This window comes from Enterococcus sp. PF1-24 (assembly GCF_029893325.1).
GTDB lineage: Bacteria > Bacillota > Bacilli > Lactobacillales > Enterococcaceae > HY326.
Map to the genome: position 1 here is coordinate 1 of NZ_JARXWL010000011.1, position 17,877 is coordinate 17,877.

A 17,877-nucleotide genomic window follows, 5' to 3' on the forward strand; every position below is an offset into this window, starting at 1 on the left:
TTCCTTTACTGCCTTTTCTAACTTATCAGAAGTAGATAATTCTCTTTCTGATGGACGTCCTGAAGAAAAATTTAGCCTCTCAACCTCGCCACTTAAGTACCACTTTTTCCATTTGTAAATAGTTCCTCTGCTAGAAATTTGAAATTCTTCACGAAGTGAAGCTGCACTTTCACCGTTTAAAAACCTTTTAATAATTTGAATTTTGAGTTCAGCTGGGTAAAAATTATGTTTTGACATCAGAAAACACCTCCAAATTTATTTTACCAAATTTGAGGTGCTCCTTTTTAGTTGTATCTAATTATAGTGGCAGTTCCCCCTCCCGATAATTTCTTTTTTTAGACCTTGCATTTTAAATAGAATACTATTACAATTAATAAATCGAACATTTGTTCATGTTTATCCGATTGGTGTAACCGAATCCTTATGAATGAATCTTCACTCTTACTATAGAAGGAGGTGCGGGTGATTGAATTTAAAAAATGATCTCCTGGATTATTTGTTCAATAACCACCAAGAACTGATTTCCCTAACCTTACGCCACATTTTTATCAGCCTCGTCGCGATTTTATGCGCCATTCTGATTGCTGTCCCTCTAGGTTATCTCTGCACGAAAATCCCTGCCCTAAGAAAAAGTACCGTCAATTTATTTCAAATCATACGTTTAATTCCCAGTTTGGCTATTTTGATTTTACTAATTCCGATTATGGGAACCGGTACGCTACCAGCGATTACCGCCCTAATTATTTTGGGGATTCCGCCGATTTTAATGAATACGATTGTCGGCTTTAATAGTGTTCCCAGCGTCATGATTGAAAGCGGCGTTGCGATTGGCATGAATGACCGGCAAGTTTTCAGAAAAGTCATTTTCCCTCTAGCTATGCCCTTGATTTTAAGCGGCATTAAAACTAGCTTGATTGAAATTATCGCCAGTGCAACTTTAGCTTCAAAAATTGGCGGCGGCGGTTTAGGAGATTTAATTTTTACTGGTCTAGGCTTAAATCGTTTAGATCTGACTTTAATAGGTGGTGTCGTGGTGGCACTCCTATCAATTTTCGCCAATTTTACCATGAATTTTTTAGAAAAACGCATCGTTAGATACGCATAGAAAGGATTTTACAAATGAAAAGAAAATTATTCGCGTTGGTTTCAGCCTTATTTTTATTCGCTGGCTGTAATAGTAATGAAAATGCTGAGGGGCCAGAAATTAAAATCGGCTCTAAAGATTTCACCGAAAACGCCATTGTCAGTGAAATTTACGCTTTAGCTTTAGAAGAAGAAGGTTATCAAGTGGAGCGGGTGCAAAATATCTCGGGCTCTTTGGTCCATACCGCTATCGTCAATGGTGAAATTGATCTATATCCCGAATACACTGGCACTGGGCTGTTAACGATTTTACAAATGGAATTAGAAACCGATCCTGAAAAAACTTATCAGCTGGTAAAAGAAAACTACGATCAAGAATTTGAAATTACTTGGTTGGACTACGCCGAAGCCAATGACGGTCAAGGCTTGGTGATTCGCGCTGATTTAGCGAAAGAATTAGGGATTACTACGATTTCTGATTTGCAAAAAAATGCTACTAAATTAAATTTTGCTTCCCAAGGGGAATTTGATAAACGGGATGACGGTCTGCCTTTACTTGAAAAAGTTTATGGTGATTTTGACTGGCAATCTTCAAAAATTTACGATAATGGCCTGAAATATGAAATTTTAGCCAACGAAGAAGCCGACGTTACGCCAGTTTATACGACAGAAGGTCAATTGACCAATACCGATCAATATTTACTGTTAGTGGACGATCAAAAAGTTTGGCCACCCTATAATTTAGCGCCAATTGTCCGCAACGAAACACTAACTGAAAATCCTGAAATCGCCACAATTTTAAATGACATTTCAGCAAAATTAGATACGGAAACACTACAAAATTTAAACGCCAAAGTTGACCTTGATAAATTAGAAGTTGAAGAAGTCGCTGAAGAATTTTTTCAAACACTTAAATAGCAAACACAGCAAGGAGGGAATTGTATGAAAGCAACTGCAATCGAATTTCAAAATGTTAGCAAATGCTTTGATAACGCTAATAAAAACGCGGTTAACAACCTTAATTTAACGATTCAAGAAGGCGAATTTATTACGATTCTCGGATCATCTGGTTGTGGCAAAACCACTTTATTAAAAATGATTAACAAATTATACGAACCAGACACTGGTGAAATTTTAATTTTCGGAAAAAATAGCCAACAATTAGATGCCGTTGAATTACGGCGGGGCATCGGCTATGTGATTCAGCAAGTCGGCTTATTTCCCCACATGACGATTCAACAAAATATCGCCCTACTTCCGAAAATTCTCAAATGGGAACCCGCCCGCATCGAAAAATTAGTGGACGATTTATTAACCATGGTGGAATTAGCCCCGGCTGAATATAAAAATCGCTTCCCTAGTCAATTATCTGGTGGCCAGCAACAACGGGTGGGGTTAGCGCGAGCTTTGGCTGCTGACCCGGCAATTATGTTGTTTGATGAACCTTTTGGGGCGATTGATGCGATCACCCGCACGATGTTGCAAGACGAAATTTTGCGGATTCATTATGAATTGCAAAAGACTTTTGTCTTTGTTACCCATGATATTAATGAAGCATTCAAACTAGGCAACCGCGTAATCGTTATGAATGGCGGGCAAGTTTTACAATTTGATACCCCTGAAAAAATTATTCAACAACCCGCTGATCCTTTTGTGGAAAAATTAATTCAATCGGCGATTACCCAACAAGAATTTTGGGGGCGTTACAAATGATTGCTTTCGCTTTAAAATATAAAGATAAATTATTGCAAGCTTTAGTGGAGCATCTGGAATTAGTTTTTTTCGCATTGCTGATTTCGGTAGTTATCGCTAGCTTATTGACTATTCTTTCGTTATATTCAAAAAAACTCACGACTTTTTTAATTAATTTGGCAGCCACTCTTTATTCGATTCCCAGTTTAGCTTTATTAGGAATTTTGGTGCCTTTTACCGGTTTAGGAAAAACCACGGCTTTGATTGCTTTAGTTTTGTATAATCAGTATATTTTATTGCAAAACTTTACTTCTGGCATTCAAAATGTCGACAAAAGCTTAATTGAGTCGGCACAAGGCTTAGGGCTCACCACTTTGCAAATCTTCACGAAAATTCAACTGCCTTTAGCGAAAAAATCCTTAATTGTCGGAATTCGCTTAGGGATTATTTCCACCGTCAGTATTGCCACGATTGCCGCGACCATTAACGCTGGCGGCTTAGGGGTAATTTTATTTGACGGCTTGCGGGCCATGAACATTTACAAAATTTTGTGGGGCAGCATTTTAACCGCCGCTTTGTCTTTAACTTTAAATTTCTTGCTGACGCAGGTGGAGGAGCGGCTGAGTTAATTTAAAACGCAAAAAAACGGATTTCTTAATTGAAATCCGCTTTTTTTATTCATTTTTTTATTGCATTGAAAATGCTCCGACAATGCCATATTTTTTCTTCAAGTAATGGCGAATGGCAAAGGCCGCGCCGCCAATCACGATTAACAGGATTGGGTCTAAAATTAAATTAATCGCTGGTGGTAACATAACTGTTGCCGTCATAGCAAACAGACAAAACAACATCGCTGGTAAGATTTTCAAAGTCTTTTTAATAAAGCCTGGTCGTTCGCTTTTCGGTACGCTTGCCCGGTCATAGCGGAAGCTGTATTTATACATCATATTAAATAGCCAGCCACCCGTTGTCGCCATGACAAGAATCGTTAACAAGCCATAAGGTGCCATGTTTTTAGAGAACATCCGCACAAGGCCTGACATTAACGCTAACACTCCTAAAAGTAATAAAGCATTATCTAGCCACATTAGTAACGGTGTCGCTTCTTTAGCGGCTTGTGGTTTGTTAATGATATTGTCCGCACAAGCTGATACGGTGCCAAAAATTTTGCGGGCAGTAATCCCTTTTTTCTGACCATCAACTAAGACTGGCAAAACTTCATGTAAAGCTTGAATTAACTCTTCTTCACCGAAATTTGCTGCCTTTAAAGATTTTTTCAAATCGAATATATACTGTTGGTTACGTTTGGTTAAAGTTGCTTCTAACTGACGATTTTCATCATCGATTTGCCGTAACAATTCTGGTTCCATTTTACTGGGTCCCCCTTCAAAAGCTGTCCAATTAAAATGTTTAACAAAAAGTATTTTAACATACTTTCCCCTCGGTTAGAAACCGTTTTTTTATAAATTCATTGGCTGACGTCAGCCTAACGATTCTCAAAGGTTTAAACATTAAATCTAAACAACATTACATCTCCATCTTGTACCAGATACTCTTTCCCCTCAGAACGGACTTTGCCAGCTTCTTTGGCTGCTTGCATATTGCCGTAATGACTTAAATCTTCATAAGAAACTGTTTCAGCCCGGATAAAGCCACGCTCAAAGTCAGAGTGAATGATGCCGGCTGTTTGTGGTGCTTTCATGCCTTTGCGGAAAGTCCACGCCCGCACTTCTTGTTCGCCTGCGGTAAAGTAAGTCGCTAAGCCTAATAAATCATAAGCCGCCCGAATTAATTGGTCTAAACCAGACTCTTCAATCCCTAAAGCTTCTAAAAATTCCGCTTTATCCTCTTCTTCCAACTCAGCAATTTCTTCTTCTGCTCGCGCACAAACTACGATAACTTCGGCGTTTTCAGAAGCCGCAAAATTGCGAACTTGTTGCACATAAGGATTGGCTTCCGCATCAGAAACTTCATCTTCAGAAACATTGGCAACATATAAAACAGGTTTAGTTGTTAATAAGAATAAACTTTTAACAATTTTGTCCTCTTCTTCGGTAAATTCAATGCTGCGGGCAGATTGGCCTTCTTCTAAAACCGGTTTGATTTTATCTAAAACAGCTAATTCAGCCACCGCATCTTTATCTTTCGTTTTAGCGATTTTTGCCACCCGCGTATGACGCTTCGTTACTGACTCTAAATCCGCTAAAACTAACTCTAAATTAATCGTATCAATATCGGCTAAAGGATCCACCCGACCTTCAACGTGGGTAATATTTTCATCATCAAAACAACGTACCACATGACAAATCGCATCTACTTGGCGAATATGGCTTAAAAATTGATTTCCTAGCCCTTCCCCTTTGCTGGCGCCTTTGACAATTCCTGCAATATCGGTAAATTCAAAAGTTGTCGGTACTGTTTTTTTCGGTTTCACTAATTCAGTTAGTCGTTGCAAACGACTATCAGGTACTTCTACCATCCCCACATTCGGATCGATAGTTGCAAAAGGATAATTCGCTGCTTCTGCTCCAGCTTTGGTAATTGCATTAAATAGAGTTGATTTACCAACATTTGGTAAGCCAACGATTCCGGCTGTTAACGCCATGGTTACACTCACTCTTTCTACTTTTTCTTTTTAGTTTAGCTTAATTTCTTTTTCAGCTTTTTTTCAAAATCGCGTCTTGTTAACATCACGATATGACCGCAATGTTCACACTTAATTTTGATATCAGCACCCATCCGGATAATTTCCCAACGATTGGTTTGGCAGGCATGGGGCTTTTTCATTTCGACGCTATCTCCCAAATCATACATTTGATTGCCTCGTTTCTATCCAAAAAGGAATTGTTTAGACTTCTTCATCAAATTGAATATTCAAAATATCTAAAATACGGGTTAAATCAGCGGGGGAAAGATACTCAATTTCGATTTTTCCTTTGCCTTCTTTTTCTTGAATTTCAACATTCGTGCCAAATTTATCCATTAAGCGATCTTCGCTTTCCCGCAAATAATAAGGTTTTTCCTTAACTAAGCGGGGGATTTTAGCTTTTTTATCTTTTTCATCATTTAAATTAGCAACAATTTGCTCTAATTGACGAACGGTTAGTCCTTCTTTAACACAGCGATTGGCTAATTTTAAAATCAAGGTTTTATTTTTCAAACCTAACAAAGTGCGGGCTTGCCCCATTGATAAACGTTGATCTTGTACCATTTCTTTGACCAATTCAGGTAAAGTCAATAAGCGCAAATAGTTAGCAATGTACGGGCGACTTTTCCCTAAACGTTCAGAAACTTCCACTTGCGTTAAGTTAAGATTTTTCATTAACATATCATAAGCTTCGGCTTCTTCCATTGGGTTTAAATCTTCCCGTTGCAAGTTTTCCAAAACCGCAATTTGCATCATGGCTTCTTCGTCAAATTCTCTGACAATCGCCGGAATAGTTTCTTGGTTAGCTAATTTTGACGCGCGGAAACGACGTTCCCCAGCGATAATTTCATAACCTTTAACCGCTGATTGACGCACAATAATCGGTTGAAAAACGCCAGATTGTGCGATTGAATTGGCTAATTCTTGTAAAGAGTTTTCATCAAAAGTTTTTCGTGGCTGGTAAGGATTCGGCCGCAATTCACTTAATGATAAATTTAGGACCTCTTCATTTTTCACATCGACTTCTTCTAAGCTGGCAAAATCTTGAAATAACGCATCAATCCCTCTGCCTAAGCCTTTTCCTTTACTCATGAGCCATCACTTCCTCTGCTAAGGATAAGTAAACTTCTGCCCCACGGGAGCGAATGTCATAATCAATAATTGATAAGCCATGACTTGGTGCCTCAGATAATCGGACATTTCTCGGAATAATCGTATCATAAACATTTTCCCGGAAATATTTCCGCACTTCTTCCACCACTTCGGCCCCTAAATTCGTGCGGGCATCATACATGGTTAATAAAACTCCTTCAATCTTCAAATCAGGATTGAAGTGTTTTTGCACCAAACGAACGGTATTTAACAACTGACTTAAACCTTCTAAAGCGTAATATTCGCACTGCACCGGAATTAAAATTGAATCGCTGGCAGTAAAGGCATTAATCGTCATATGTCCTAACGACGGCGGACAATCAATAAAAACATAATCATAGTCATCGCTAATTTCAGCAATCGCCATTTTCAAACGTGACTCCCGTGCCATCATTGAAGTTAACTCAATTTCAGCACCAGCTAATTGAATCGTTGCCGGAACAATATCCAAATTTTCGCGGCTAGATGGCAAAATCGTTTCTCTGATGGGCACTTCATTCACTAACACATCATAAATACTTTTTTCAACATCAGGTTTTCTAACACCTAAGCCACTGGTAGCATTGCCTTGGGCATCAATGTCAACAAGCAAGACTTTTTTACCATTGTAAGCCAGGCAGGCCCCCAAATTAACGGTGGTTGTCGTTTTACCAACACCACCTTTTTGGTTGGCAACTGATATAATCCGAGCCATATTTTATTTCCTCCTAGTTCGTTTTACGGTATTAATTTTTCAAAGAAAAATTAGTTTGATTCTCACCACGTATATCATTCCACTAGCTTGATTCTTGAGTAAGTGGAACTGACATCCTAGTTCGTTTTGTGGCATTAATTTTTCAAAGAAAAATTAGTTTAATTCTCACTACGTATACCATTCAACTACTTGATTCTTGGTAAGTTGAACTGGCATCCTATTATTAATTACAGCTGTTAAATCCAGCTATCTTTTAACTATTTTAGTGGTTGTTTATTGGGTGTACCAGCTTTGCGGGGATATTTTTTTGGGGTTTCTTTTTTCTTTTGAACCACAATAATGTGCCGCTGATCGCCGGTAACCGGTAGGGTCATCGCTACTTCTTGAATGAATTTGCCACCTAAAATAGCGATTGCCGGTTTAGCTTCCACTAATTCTTCATCGCTTTTCGCAGCTTTCAAGGCAAAAAAGTAACCTTGTTTTTTAACAAGTGGTAAACACAACTCAGCAAGAACATTCAAACGTGCCACAGCTCGTGCCGTTACAAAGTCAAAAGCTTCACGAAATTGTGGTTGTTGCCCGAAAGTTTCCGCCCGATCATGATAAAGCTGAACTTTTTGCAAACCTAAGCTTTCCACGACGGTATTTAAAAAATTAATCCGCTTATTTAAAGAATCAACAATCGTCACTTCTAATTCGGGAAAAGCAATTTTTAAAGGTAAACTAGGAAAACCCGCGCCAGCTCCTACATCGCATAAATAGCCGCTAGCTGAAAATTCTTCTGAAAAAGCCAACATCATTGAATCATAAAAATGTTTCAAATACACATCGCTCTCTTCAGTGATGGCGGTTAAATTAATTTTTTGATTCCACTCAACTAGCAAAGTAAAATATTGTTGAAATTGCGCCATTTGTTCCGGCGACAAGTCAATTCCTTGCTGCGCTAACTGGGCTTGAAATTCTTCTGGTGTCATCTTTTTTCCTCTCTAAAAAGCTTACCTTTTTGTGAAACAGAAAAATGTTTCACAACCTTTCTCTACTTTACATTAAAATACGCAATTTCGCAATCATTTCTTCGCTTTTTATCAAGCAAAACCAAAGAAGTTTATCAAAAAATAAAGGTCATTTCGCTTGTCTGCAAATATTTTACGCCAAAACAAAAAAGAGCTAGGTTTCCCTAACTCTCACGGCTGACTATTTCGCGGTTTTCTTAAAGCTTAATAGCTCACTAATTAACTCAATATGTTCAGCTTCTTGGATTGGTAAAATAAGCGCCACTAGCTTGCTGTTTTCTTGAATCGTAATTTCAGGATAGGCTTCCACCCTTGCAAACAAAGGCGATTCCATTAATTTAGGCCAAATTTTCCAACCAAAATAAATCGACACTTTCACGCCCGTTCCCCAAATAGAAATCCAGCCTAAATTTTTCTTCTTCGCTAAAATTTTCGCCAACCAAGCTTTGCCATCCTTATAATAGTGCCATTCTTCACAAAAATCTAGTTGCTGAATCGCCGCTATTAATTGCTGATAAAGCAAATAATTAGCGGGCGAAAGTTGCTGTTGCAAGTTTTCAGCACTAGGAAATACTGTGGCATCATTTAAAATCGGTTTTTCCATAACTATTCCTCCATCTTAGCAACCGTCACCCGCAAAATCGTTTTCCGATTTGCCGGTTGCGTTTTTCGGGTATCACTTAAATAAATTTCGCGATGCTCATAGGCAGTTCGTTGCAATTGATTGGCGGCAAGAAATTCCGCCATTTTAGCAAAAGAAGCCGGCTCATCGTCAAAAGAACCTTTGTGTAGCATTTGCACACACAAGCCTTCTGTCATGCTCTCAAAAAAGACCTCTTCCAATAATGGTAAGTCTTTTTTCTTTTTAACTTCCTGTAAGACGGTTAAAAACATTTCTTTTGTAATCCAATCAGGTTGTTTTAACATAATTGTATAAGCAAAGGCAGCTTTATCTTTTATCCGGATTTAATGTGCTCCAAACACCCTCTAACGGATAAACCGTGTAATCATCAAAACCGCTGGCTACCGCTAACTCAGGATTACTTTGACAATTTTTCTTAAAAGCCATCTTTAGCGGATAGGCCAACGCATATAAAGCCGTGATTCGCTGGGAAAAATCTTCCTGATTGGGATTGCCCACCCCTTTAATCATTAAAAAATTTTGCTTAGGAACCGTCAAAATCTGGGGGTTAACCTTTGCCCCATATGCATTTTTTTCTTGCTTGCGCCATTCATATTTCATAAAATCCTCCTTCCTGACATCATTATAGCGAAGCAAACTTGCCGCCTTATGTCAGGTTTGATATAAATGGTATAATTTTTCTATTTCCATTTGCATTTGCTTACGAAATTCAGCTGGCGCTAAAACTTCAACACGCGCCCCAAAAGATAGCAAAAATTGATAGCTGGATTCATTATCCGGCAACGTCACCTGCACTTCAAAAGAACCATCGGCTTTTTCTGTAATTTTTTCAAAATTTTCATAAACCCGATAAGCCAACTCTGCGGGGAAAGCCAATGTTAAATCCACCATTGCCATTGGCGCACTGGTGACTTGCGGTAAAACTTTTTCAGGCGCTGTTCGTTGGAAATATTCTGAAGTCACTTGTAACTCTTTCATGCGAGCTAATTTAAACAAACGATAATCTGCCCGCAAATGACAAAAAGCGTAGAGATACCAGCTTTTTCCTTTAAAAACCAATTTCAAAGGCTCGACTTCTCGCTGAAAAAACTGACCTTTATAACTAAGATAAGTAAACTTTACTTGCTGTTTTTCCACGATAGCTTGCTGTAGAGTACTATACAACAACTCACGATTGATGCCCCAATCAGAAAAATCAACTTCCAACCAATTAGCTGCCGATTTTTGAAAAATCCCTTTTAACTTGCCTAAAAGCGCTAAGGTGTTCTCTTGCTCAACGAAATTCAAATTTTGCAACGCCAATAAAATCTGATTTTGCTCCGCTTCTGAAATCAATAACTTATTCAAAACATATTCCTCTTGGATAAAAATCCCGCCACCTTGCCCTTGAATCGTATAAACCGGCACTCCGGCAGCACTTAAAGCGTCAATATCCCGATAAATCGTCCTAACCGAAACTTCAAACTTTTCTGCTAACGCCGGCGCCGTCGTATTTCCTTTTTCCAAAAGCAACAACAACATCTGCAACAAACGACTTTCCGTCAATATTCTTCACCTCACTATCATTCTATGATTATTTTTTCAGAAAAAAGCCAAAATGTTTCATGTGAAACAAACGTTCCCTCTGCGTCTAAGTAAAGCGCAGAATTAAATATAGTAGCTAGACATCTCGAAAAGCGAAATAAAAAACTAGCAGAGAAGTCCTCATTTTAGCGATTTCTTCTCTGCTAGTGTTGCTTTTAGCGATAACAAGCTTCAATAATCCGACTTAATCTAACCGCAGCATCAATGCCATATTCAGCAGGCACCGGGCGATTATTCATCACCGCATCTTGAAAGACTTCAATCGGATAAGGTTCGTTCGTAAAGTTGCTAAAACAAGCTTCTTTGCCAGCAAAAGTTGTGGAATGCAGTTTTAATTGTTGATTATCTTCGGCGCCAGAAACTTGCAAATAACCTTTACTGCCGAGAATTTCTAAAAAATTAGCAGGCGCATCAGCAACAAAAGAAGTGTGAGCAGTTCCGATTGCTCCATTAGCAAAAGTCATGACGGTGGTTGAATTATCATCAATGCCTTTATTAGCCATTTGCGTTTTACTACAATGAATGCTTTCAGGCTCACCCAGAAAATATGGCAAAATATTTAACCCATGACAGCCTAAATCCAACGTAACCCCACCACCCGTTTGATTTTGATCGTACCAATAAGCTGGCAACCAATCAGCTAAAGCCCCAGTGTGGGTACGGCGGAAATAAATGCTGCTGACTTCGCCTAATACACCGTCATCAATCATTTTTTTCGCTTGACGATAACCACCCCAAACCAACGTTTCTAAAGAAATCACAAATTTCACGCCCGCTTTAGCAATCACCGCTTTTAATTCTAAGGCCGCTTTTTCATCGATAGTAAAAGGTTTATCAATGAATATATGCTTCCCGGCTTCGGCTGCTGCCACCACTAAATCATAATGACTCATGGTCGCCGCTTCAATCACTACCGCTTCGACCTTTTCATCGGCTAAAATCGTTGTTAAATCCGGCTGAAATTGACTGGCGTACTGATCCGCTAAATTTTTCCCGCGCGTGTGATCCGTATCCCAAACGTATAGACAATTGGCTTCGGGAACCCGATTTAAAAAGCCTTGCGTGTGAACGTGCCAACCACTAATTAGTGCATAATTCATTGAACATTTCCTCCTACTCTCTTTGACTATCTTATTTTTCTGCGGAAAAATTAATTATATTTCCGTAAAATTCTTTGTAGTTCTTCTTGAGCTGCAGTGTCGGCGGAACGTTGAAAAACAATTTCTTCATTTGGTAAATAATAAGCATTAACATCGCCGTTATCATCAGCTTCACAAAAACCACTGCTAAATGAAGCTTGCGTTTGCGCTTCATAAACAACGCCGTTATCACCTAAAAGGTATTTAGTGAAAGGTTGATTGGTATCAGCAAATTCCATAAATCCATGAGCTAGAACATAAGTATTAGGTGCTTCGCTAATTTCATTAGTTTCACCGAATGATAAAAAACAACACCACCTAAACAATGAATTGGAACCCCATCAGCGCCTGGCCTACCAGGATCCATCGGTTGCTGAACCTGGATTAAACCATCATCTGTTACGGCATACCAATCACCAAAACCTGCTGCACCATGATTAAAATACTCACTATTTACTGCTAAGCCACCTTTTTCACCTTGTTTTCCTGCCCAAGTAACAAATTCATTATTAATTTGAATTTTTTCTTCCTTAGAGTACATTCGCTGTGGTACATTTTCTACCGTTTCACTCGTGCTGGTTTCTACCGTAGTGCTGCTGGTACTTGAACTCGTTGTTTGCGTACTACTTGTAGCGGTTGCTTCACTAGTTGAAGAGCTACTAGTTGTATCTTTTTTATTACTGCAAGCCACTAATAATAAGCTCCCACTTAGCACTTAATAGTAAAAAAATATTCTTTTTCATATTTTTTTCTCCTACCTCAAATTGTCTTTGCTTCTATTATACCCGATTGATGAGATGTTAGGGAATAGTAAAATCTTCTGTGGTAATTTGTGTTTTTATTAACAGTTATTTCGCCAAATCCCCCACAAATTCAGATTTATCGCCATTTATGTGCTATAGTGGAGATATGAGAAAGAAGGCAAATAATGAAAACTAAATATCATGTGATGCGGGCTTACTCCGTTGCACCACGCTTATATGCTCGCGAAGGCACCGCCAGAAACGCTAACCAATCTCAGGCAAAGGTAACTGTCACCTATCTTGTATTGAACCCCCGCCAATTTAACAAAATCCACAACGCCCCTTACATTTACGATACCGACCTCGTAAAATTTTCTACCTTTAAAGAAGCCATTCATGAAGGCGAAAAACGCTTAAACGTTAACTAATTTTCGCCACTATTTCTTAAACTCCCTTAGGCTTTCAGCGTTTTTTCTGAAAGTATGTTATAATTGTTTCATACAAAAAATATTTTTATACGAAATTTTATTCCATTTTGCTGAAGTTTATTCACAAGTTGGCGTAACTATAGAGTTACAAGGATGTATTAGAGGTTAGGGAATACATTGTTTAAATGAAAAATTGAGTAATTTTTAGTAATAAGTCTCTCGCAACTTTTAAAATAATAAATATTGATTAGTTAGGTAGCCTGCTCAGTGATGAGCAGGCTATTGTTCATTTTTCGGGGGAAATCATTCCCTTTTTTAACTAAAATAAAACACAAAAAAGAAATTTTATTTCGTTTTTATATTAAAACTATTGAAATTTTTAATCATTTAGTTTATATTCTAGTTGTAACTATCAAAAGAAGGAGGATATAGTGTGTTAGAAAAGTTAGCAACAGAAAAACGAAATAGCAAAACGGAAAATCTTGATCACTCATCTGTACGAGAAATCATCGAAATTATGAATGAAGAAGACAAAACTGTTGCTACTGCTATTTCGAATGAGTTAGATAGCATCGAAAGCTTGATTAACGCGGTTATAAACTGTATGCAAAATGGCGGAAGTCTCTTTTACATCGGTGCAGGAACAAGTGGACGACTTGGTGTTCTTGATGCTGCAGAGTGTATTCCAACATTTAATACAGACCCCAAGTTATTTCAAGCCTTGATTGCTGGTGGAATGGCTGCTATGACAGTAGCTGTTGAAGGTGCCGAAGATTCTATGTCACTAGCTAAAAAAGATTTGCAAGAACGGCACTTAACAAAAAATGATTTTGTTTTAGGGATTGCTGCTAGTGGTCGTACCCCTTATGTGATTGGTGGCTTAAACTACGCTCGTGAAGTTGGTGCTCAAACTGGCGCGTTATCTTGTAATAAAAATGCGGAGATATCAGCCCATGCTACCTACCCAATCGAAGTGGAAGTTGGACCCGAAGTATTGACTGGCTCAACAAGATTAAAAGCCGGTACAGCTCAAAAATTGGTTTTGAATATGATTTCAACAGCCAGTATGATTCGCCAAGGTAAAGCTTATAAAAACTTGATGGTTGATGTGCAACCGACTAATGAAAAATTAGTTGAACGGGCTAAACGAATTATTATTGATGCGACAGATTGCTCTAATGAGGAAGCGGCTTTTTATTTAGAAGATTCTGACCAAAACCCTAAATTAGCAATCGTACGAATTCTATCTGGTAAAAACAAAGAAGATGCCAAAGCCTTACTTAAAGCAAACAACAATCATGTCCGGGAAGCAATTGAAGACAATGAGGTAAATAATTAAAGGAGATGAAAAAACAATGCAAAAAATGTTAAATTGGATTGAGTTAAAATTAATGCCACCAATGGCAAGATTTGCTGAACAAAGACACATGAAGGCCATTCGCAACGGAGTTATTTCTACGTTGTCACTAATTATGATTGGTACACTATTTTTAACAATTTCTAACTTACCAATCCCAGGTTTTGAAGAATGGATTATTCCTTACAAAGCTGATTTAGTTATACCTTTCCGCATTACAATGGGATTATTAGGAATTTATGGCTCATTTAGTATCGGCTATAATTTGACAAAATCATATAAATTAGATGGTATCACTGGTGGGATTTTATCCCTAGCAACCTTCTTGATGCTGACTATCCCTAAAAATGTAGATGCTTTATTACCAGAAGGAAAAGGCATTGGTTTAGGCTGGGTTATGCCAATGGATTACTTAGGTGGTTCAGGTATGTTCTCTGCCATTCTTGCTGCTATTTTTGCCAGCGAAATGTATCGTCTTTTTACAAAAAGAAATATTACCATTCGTATGCCAGAACAAGTTCCACCTGCTGTAGCACGTAGTTTCGAAGCACTAATTCCAGGATTTTTCATTATTACATTTGTATGGGTTATTCGTGTGCTACTTGGTTTTGATATTAATAAAATGTTAATGGACTTATTTGCACCATTAGTAGATATTATGGGGAATAATTTATTAGGTGTGTTACTACCTATGTTCTTTATTCACTTGCTATGGGCTGCTGGGGTTCATGGTATGAGTATTATCGGTTCCTTAGTACGACCAATGTGGTTAGTTATGTTAGATGCCAATGCTGACGCTTTTGCTTCAGGAACAGCAATTACAGACCTTCCATATATTGCACCAGAGCAATTTTATCAATGGACCGTAACAATTGGCGGTGCTGGGGTTTCTATCTCAATTTGTATTTTATTATTATTCTGTCGTTCAAAATTTTTAAAACAAGTAGGTCGTTTCTCTTTATTACCAGGTATTTTCAATATCAATGAAATGTTAATCTTTGGTGTACCAATTATCATGAATCCAATTTTAGCATTACCATTTATTATTGCACCGTTAGTAACAAGTACTATTAGCTATTTCGCTGTAAGTATGGGGCTGGTTAATGGTTTTATCAGTAATCAAGCTTGGACGCTACCTGCACCAATCGGCGCCTACCTATCGTCAGGAAACGACTGGCGAATGATTGTTTTAGTTGTGATTAATATCTTAGTTGCAATGGCGATTTATTTCCCATTTGTTAGAATGTATGACAAACAAATGCTTGCTGAAGAAAAAGCCAATGAAGCAGCTGAAAAAGAAAATACTGTACAAACAGCTTAAAAAGATTTATATATTCAGAGTGAGCGTTATGACTGAGCAATCAGTCAGCCTCACTCTTTATAATTATTCCCAATTCGGAGGCAAAAGATATGATTCAACTATTATTGATTATCGCAATTATTGGTTTTATCCTGTTAGGTGTGACATTAACCCATTTTTTAGAAAAAAAACACTGGTTGCCCAATCGTTTAATTACAGGATTTATGGTATTTTTAATTATTATAATTCCTAGTATCCTATTTACAGAACTTCCTTTAATCGTGAAATGGGTACTTTATGGTATTAGTGGTTTGTTGGCAATTATCTTTTTTGAAACTTCTCGCTTAATGTTAGAGCGAGGTGAATACAAAGGAATCGTTAAAACAGAAACAAAGAGAAAGTAGCGAAAAAAATGAAATATATCATTGGTATCGACAGTGGCGGAACAAAAACTGAAGCGATTGTTTACGATTTAGCAGGAAATGAACAACAACGGCTAAATACAGGGTTCGGCAATCTATTAGTTGATAAGAAACAAGGATTAGCAAATATCAAAGCAGCTATCACAGGTGTTTTAGCGAACCGAAATCTTTCTGAATGTCAATTATTAGTTCTTGGTTTAGCTGGTATTGACAGTGGTGGTTTAAAAAAATTTTTAGCTGCGGAACTCGCTGAATTTCAAATTCCTTTTGTCTTGTTAAATGATGCTCAGTTAGCTCATTATGCGCAGTTTAAAGGTGAATCAGGGATTTTAGTAATTGCGGGAACTGGTTCGGTTTGTTTAGGGATGAAAGCCAATACTTGGTATCGTGTTGGTGGCTGGGGACATTTATTTGGTGATGAAGGCAGTGGTTATTACATAGGAAAATGCGCAGTACAACAGGCCCTTGCTGAATATGATGCCGGTTTAGCTCCTAGCTTACTCACCAATCAGCTATTTACTCATTTTAATATCACTAACACTTTAGCGTTAGTAAAAGTAGCTTATCAACTTACTAAAAACCAAGTAGCTGAACTTGCAAAAATTATAGCTGAAGTCGCTCCTTGCGAGCCCCTTGCCGCAAATATTCTTACTGAAGCCGGACATGCCCTTGGAGAAGAAGTTCAGAAAACCGTTAACAAAATGCAAGTAAATAATCAAGTCATCTCCATTGGTTTAAACGGCAGTGTTATCGAGCATAATCCTTATGTACGCCAAGCTTTTTTTACTTATTTGGAGCAAGCTTCATTTATTCCAAATTTTATTGAAAAAGAAACTTCTAGTACTAAAGGTGCTTATTATTATTTTAAAAAGAATGGAGCAATAAATAAATGAGACGATTAGGAATTTCTGTTTACCCTAACCATAGTGGTGTAGAAGAAATAAAACAATATATGACAACCGCTGCAAAATATAATTTTAAGCGCGTGTTTACGTGCTTACTATCTGTAGAAGCTGGCAAAGAACAAATTGTAAAAGATTTCACTGAAACAATTACCCATGCAAAAGCTTTAGGAATGGAAGTTATCGCCGATGTTAGCCCTAAAGTATTTGGAGAGCTAGATATCAGTTACGATGATTTATCTTTTTTTAAAGAAATTGGTGCTGACGGGATTCGTTTAGACCTTGGTTTTACTGGTAATGAGGAGTCAATCATGACCTTTAACCCACAGGATTTAGCGATTGAATTGAATATCAGCGCTGGAACGCGTTATTTGGAAAATATTTTAAGCTATCAAGCAAATCCAGATAAATTGTTAGGGTGTCATAATTTTTATCCCCATCGCTACACAGGTTTAAGTTATGAGCATTTTATAGCAACTACCAAAATCTATAAAGAAAAAGGGATTCATACAGCTGCTTTTGTAAATTCGACTTCTGCTTCAATTGGTCCGTGGCCAGTCGAAGAAGGTCTTTGTACTTTAGAAATGCATCGGGAGTGGCCGATTACAACACAAGCTAAACATTTATGGGCAACTGATTTAATCGATGATGTCATCATCGCCAATGCTTTCGCTTCAGAAGAAGAATTAAAAGCATTAAGTCAAATCAATCCTTATAAATTAACTTTTGATTGTACAATTAAAAAAACAACACCTGAACTAGAACGTAAAATCATTTTAGATGAGTTTCATTTTAATCGTGGTGATGTTTCTGCCTATGTTGTTCGCTCAACACAAAGTCGCGTAAAATATAAGGGGCACTCATTTGAACCTTTCAACACCGTTGATATGACCACTGGTGATATTATCGTAGAAACTTCTTTATACGCTCATTATGCTGGTGAACTACAAATTGCTTTACTCCCAATGGAAAATTCTGGAAAATCAAATGTTGTCGGCAAAATCACAGAAGCCGATCAAGTTTTATTACCTTATTTACGTCCATGGCAAAAATTCGCCTTTAATCAAGTAGGTTAAAA

Annotated in this window: 22 protein-coding genes and 1 pseudogene; 10 read left to right on the forward strand and 13 right to left on the reverse strand. The window is 37.8% G+C overall.

The genetic code is table 11. The features are described from left to right. On the reverse strand, positions 1–237 hold a 237-nt coding region (locus tag M2139_RS06440; protein WP_280738087.1), incomplete at its 3' end, for a helix-turn-helix domain-containing protein. A gap of 229 nt (positions 238–466) precedes the next feature. On the opposite strand from M2139_RS06440, the gene M2139_RS06445 reads away from it, so the two are divergent. Genes M2139_RS06445 through M2139_RS06460 form a run of 4 tightly spaced genes read left to right on the forward strand, consistent with a single transcriptional unit; the run spans position 467 to position 3,404 of the window. After that, positions 467–1,105, forward strand: a complete 639-nt coding sequence (locus M2139_RS06445; protein ID WP_280738086.1) for an ABC transporter permease — start codon at positions 467–469, stop codon at positions 1,103–1,105. 14 nt (positions 1,106–1,119) lie between these two features. Then, positions 1,120–2,001 (forward strand): glycine betaine ABC transporter substrate-binding protein, encoded by an 882-nt coding sequence (locus tag M2139_RS06450; protein WP_280738085.1) that lies wholly within the window; start codon positions 1,120–1,122, stop codon positions 1,999–2,001. A 24-nt stretch (positions 2,002–2,025) separates the two neighbouring features. Beyond that, positions 2,026–2,796 (forward strand): ABC transporter ATP-binding protein, encoded by a 771-nt coding sequence (locus M2139_RS06455; protein WP_280738084.1) that lies wholly within the window; start codon positions 2,026–2,028, stop codon positions 2,794–2,796. Then, positions 2,793–3,404: an ABC transporter permease gene (locus M2139_RS06460; RefSeq protein ID WP_280738083.1), complete on the forward strand. Its 612-nt coding sequence runs from the start codon at positions 2,793–2,795 to the stop codon at positions 3,402–3,404. Before M2139_RS06455 ends, M2139_RS06460 begins: the two co-directional genes overlap by 4 nt. A gap of 57 nt (positions 3,405–3,461) precedes the next feature. On the opposite strand, the gene M2139_RS06465 is transcribed toward M2139_RS06460, so the two are convergent. The 12 genes and pseudogenes from M2139_RS06465 to M2139_RS06520 form a co-directional block, all read right to left on the reverse strand. Beyond that, entirely contained in the window at positions 3,462–4,145 is a 684-nt protein-coding gene (locus M2139_RS06465; RefSeq protein WP_280738082.1) for a DUF1129 family protein, read from the reverse strand. A gap of 134 nt (positions 4,146–4,279) precedes the next feature. Then, positions 4,280–5,380: a redox-regulated ATPase YchF gene (gene ychF, locus M2139_RS06470; protein WP_280738081.1), complete on the reverse strand. Its 1,101-nt coding sequence runs from the start codon at positions 5,378–5,380 to the stop codon at positions 4,280–4,282. Positions 5,381–5,415: 35 nt separating this feature from the next. After that, the gene (locus M2139_RS06475; RefSeq protein ID WP_280738080.1) at positions 5,416–5,589 is read right to left on the reverse strand and encodes a DUF951 domain-containing protein; all 174 of its coding nucleotides are present in this window, start codon (positions 5,587–5,589) and stop codon (positions 5,416–5,418) included. A 34-nt stretch (positions 5,590–5,623) separates the two neighbouring features. After that, positions 5,624–6,514, reverse strand: coding sequence for a ParB/RepB/Spo0J family partition protein (locus tag M2139_RS06480; protein WP_280738079.1), 891 nt, complete (start codon positions 6,512–6,514; stop codon positions 5,624–5,626). Continuing rightward, on the reverse strand, positions 6,507–7,268 hold the full coding sequence (locus tag M2139_RS06485; RefSeq protein WP_280738078.1) for an AAA family ATPase: 762 nt from the start codon (positions 7,266–7,268) through the stop codon (positions 6,507–6,509). The genes M2139_RS06480 and M2139_RS06485 overlap by 8 nt, the downstream gene beginning before the upstream one ends. Before the next feature lie 257 nt (positions 7,269–7,525). Beyond that, positions 7,526–8,242 (reverse strand): 16S rRNA (guanine(527)-N(7))-methyltransferase RsmG, encoded by a 717-nt coding sequence (rsmG, locus tag M2139_RS06490; protein ID WP_280738077.1) that lies wholly within the window; start codon positions 8,240–8,242, stop codon positions 7,526–7,528. Positions 8,243–8,462: 220 nt separating this feature from the next. Next, the gene (locus tag M2139_RS06495) at positions 8,463–8,885 is read right to left on the reverse strand and encodes a DUF3788 family protein (protein ID WP_280738076.1); all 423 of its coding nucleotides are present in this window, start codon (positions 8,883–8,885) and stop codon (positions 8,463–8,465) included. Positions 8,886–8,887: 2 nt separating this feature from the next. Continuing rightward, positions 8,888–9,524 (reverse strand): annotated as a pseudogene (locus M2139_RS06500) (GyrI-like domain-containing protein). 51 nt (positions 9,525–9,575) lie between these two features. After that, positions 9,576–10,469 (reverse strand): YafY family protein, encoded by an 894-nt coding sequence (locus tag M2139_RS06505; protein WP_280738075.1) that lies wholly within the window; start codon positions 10,467–10,469, stop codon positions 9,576–9,578. A 194-nt stretch (positions 10,470–10,663) separates the two neighbouring features. Next, positions 10,664–11,608 (reverse strand): Gfo/Idh/MocA family oxidoreductase, encoded by a 945-nt coding sequence (locus tag M2139_RS06510; RefSeq protein ID WP_280738074.1) that lies wholly within the window; start codon positions 11,606–11,608, stop codon positions 10,664–10,666. 50 nt (positions 11,609–11,658) lie between these two features. Beyond that, positions 11,659–11,886, reverse strand: coding sequence for a hypothetical protein (locus M2139_RS06515; RefSeq protein ID WP_280738073.1), 228 nt, complete (start codon positions 11,884–11,886; stop codon positions 11,659–11,661). Positions 11,887–11,897: 11 nt separating this feature from the next. Further along, positions 11,898–12,338 carry a hypothetical protein gene (locus M2139_RS06520; RefSeq protein ID WP_280738072.1) on the reverse strand — a complete coding sequence of 147 codons (441 nt, stop codon included), beginning with the start codon at positions 12,336–12,338 and terminating at the stop codon, positions 11,898–11,900. Between the two features lie 237 nt (positions 12,339–12,575). Here M2139_RS06520 and M2139_RS06525 point away from each other — a divergent pair, with 237 nt between their 5' ends. The 6 genes from M2139_RS06525 (at position 12,576) to M2139_RS06550 (ending at position 17,875) form a co-directional block, all read left to right on the forward strand. Beyond that, positions 12,576–12,818 (forward strand): hypothetical protein, encoded by a 243-nt coding sequence (locus M2139_RS06525; protein ID WP_280738071.1) that lies wholly within the window; start codon positions 12,576–12,578, stop codon positions 12,816–12,818. Between the two features lie 433 nt (positions 12,819–13,251). Beyond that, a complete protein-coding gene (gene murQ, locus M2139_RS06530; protein WP_280738070.1) occupies positions 13,252–14,157 on the forward strand; it encodes an N-acetylmuramic acid 6-phosphate etherase in 906 nt (301 codons plus the stop codon). 16 nt (positions 14,158–14,173) lie between these two features. Continuing rightward, the gene (locus tag M2139_RS06535; RefSeq protein ID WP_280738069.1) at positions 14,174–15,496 is read left to right on the forward strand and encodes a PTS sugar transporter subunit IIC; all 1,323 of its coding nucleotides are present in this window, start codon (positions 14,174–14,176) and stop codon (positions 15,494–15,496) included. Positions 15,497–15,585: 89 nt separating this feature from the next. After that, positions 15,586–15,879 (forward strand): hypothetical protein, encoded by a 294-nt coding sequence (locus tag M2139_RS06540; protein ID WP_280738068.1) that lies wholly within the window; start codon positions 15,586–15,588, stop codon positions 15,877–15,879. Positions 15,880–15,887: 8 nt separating this feature from the next. After that, the gene (locus M2139_RS06545; RefSeq protein ID WP_280738067.1) at positions 15,888–16,790 is read left to right on the forward strand and encodes a BadF/BadG/BcrA/BcrD ATPase family protein; all 903 of its coding nucleotides are present in this window, start codon (positions 15,888–15,890) and stop codon (positions 16,788–16,790) included. Next, a complete protein-coding gene (locus M2139_RS06550; protein WP_280738066.1) occupies positions 16,787–17,875 on the forward strand; it encodes a MupG family TIM beta-alpha barrel fold protein in 1,089 nt (362 codons plus the stop codon). The genes M2139_RS06545 and M2139_RS06550 overlap by 4 nt, the downstream gene beginning before the upstream one ends. Positions 17,876–17,877 lie beyond the last annotated feature (2 nt).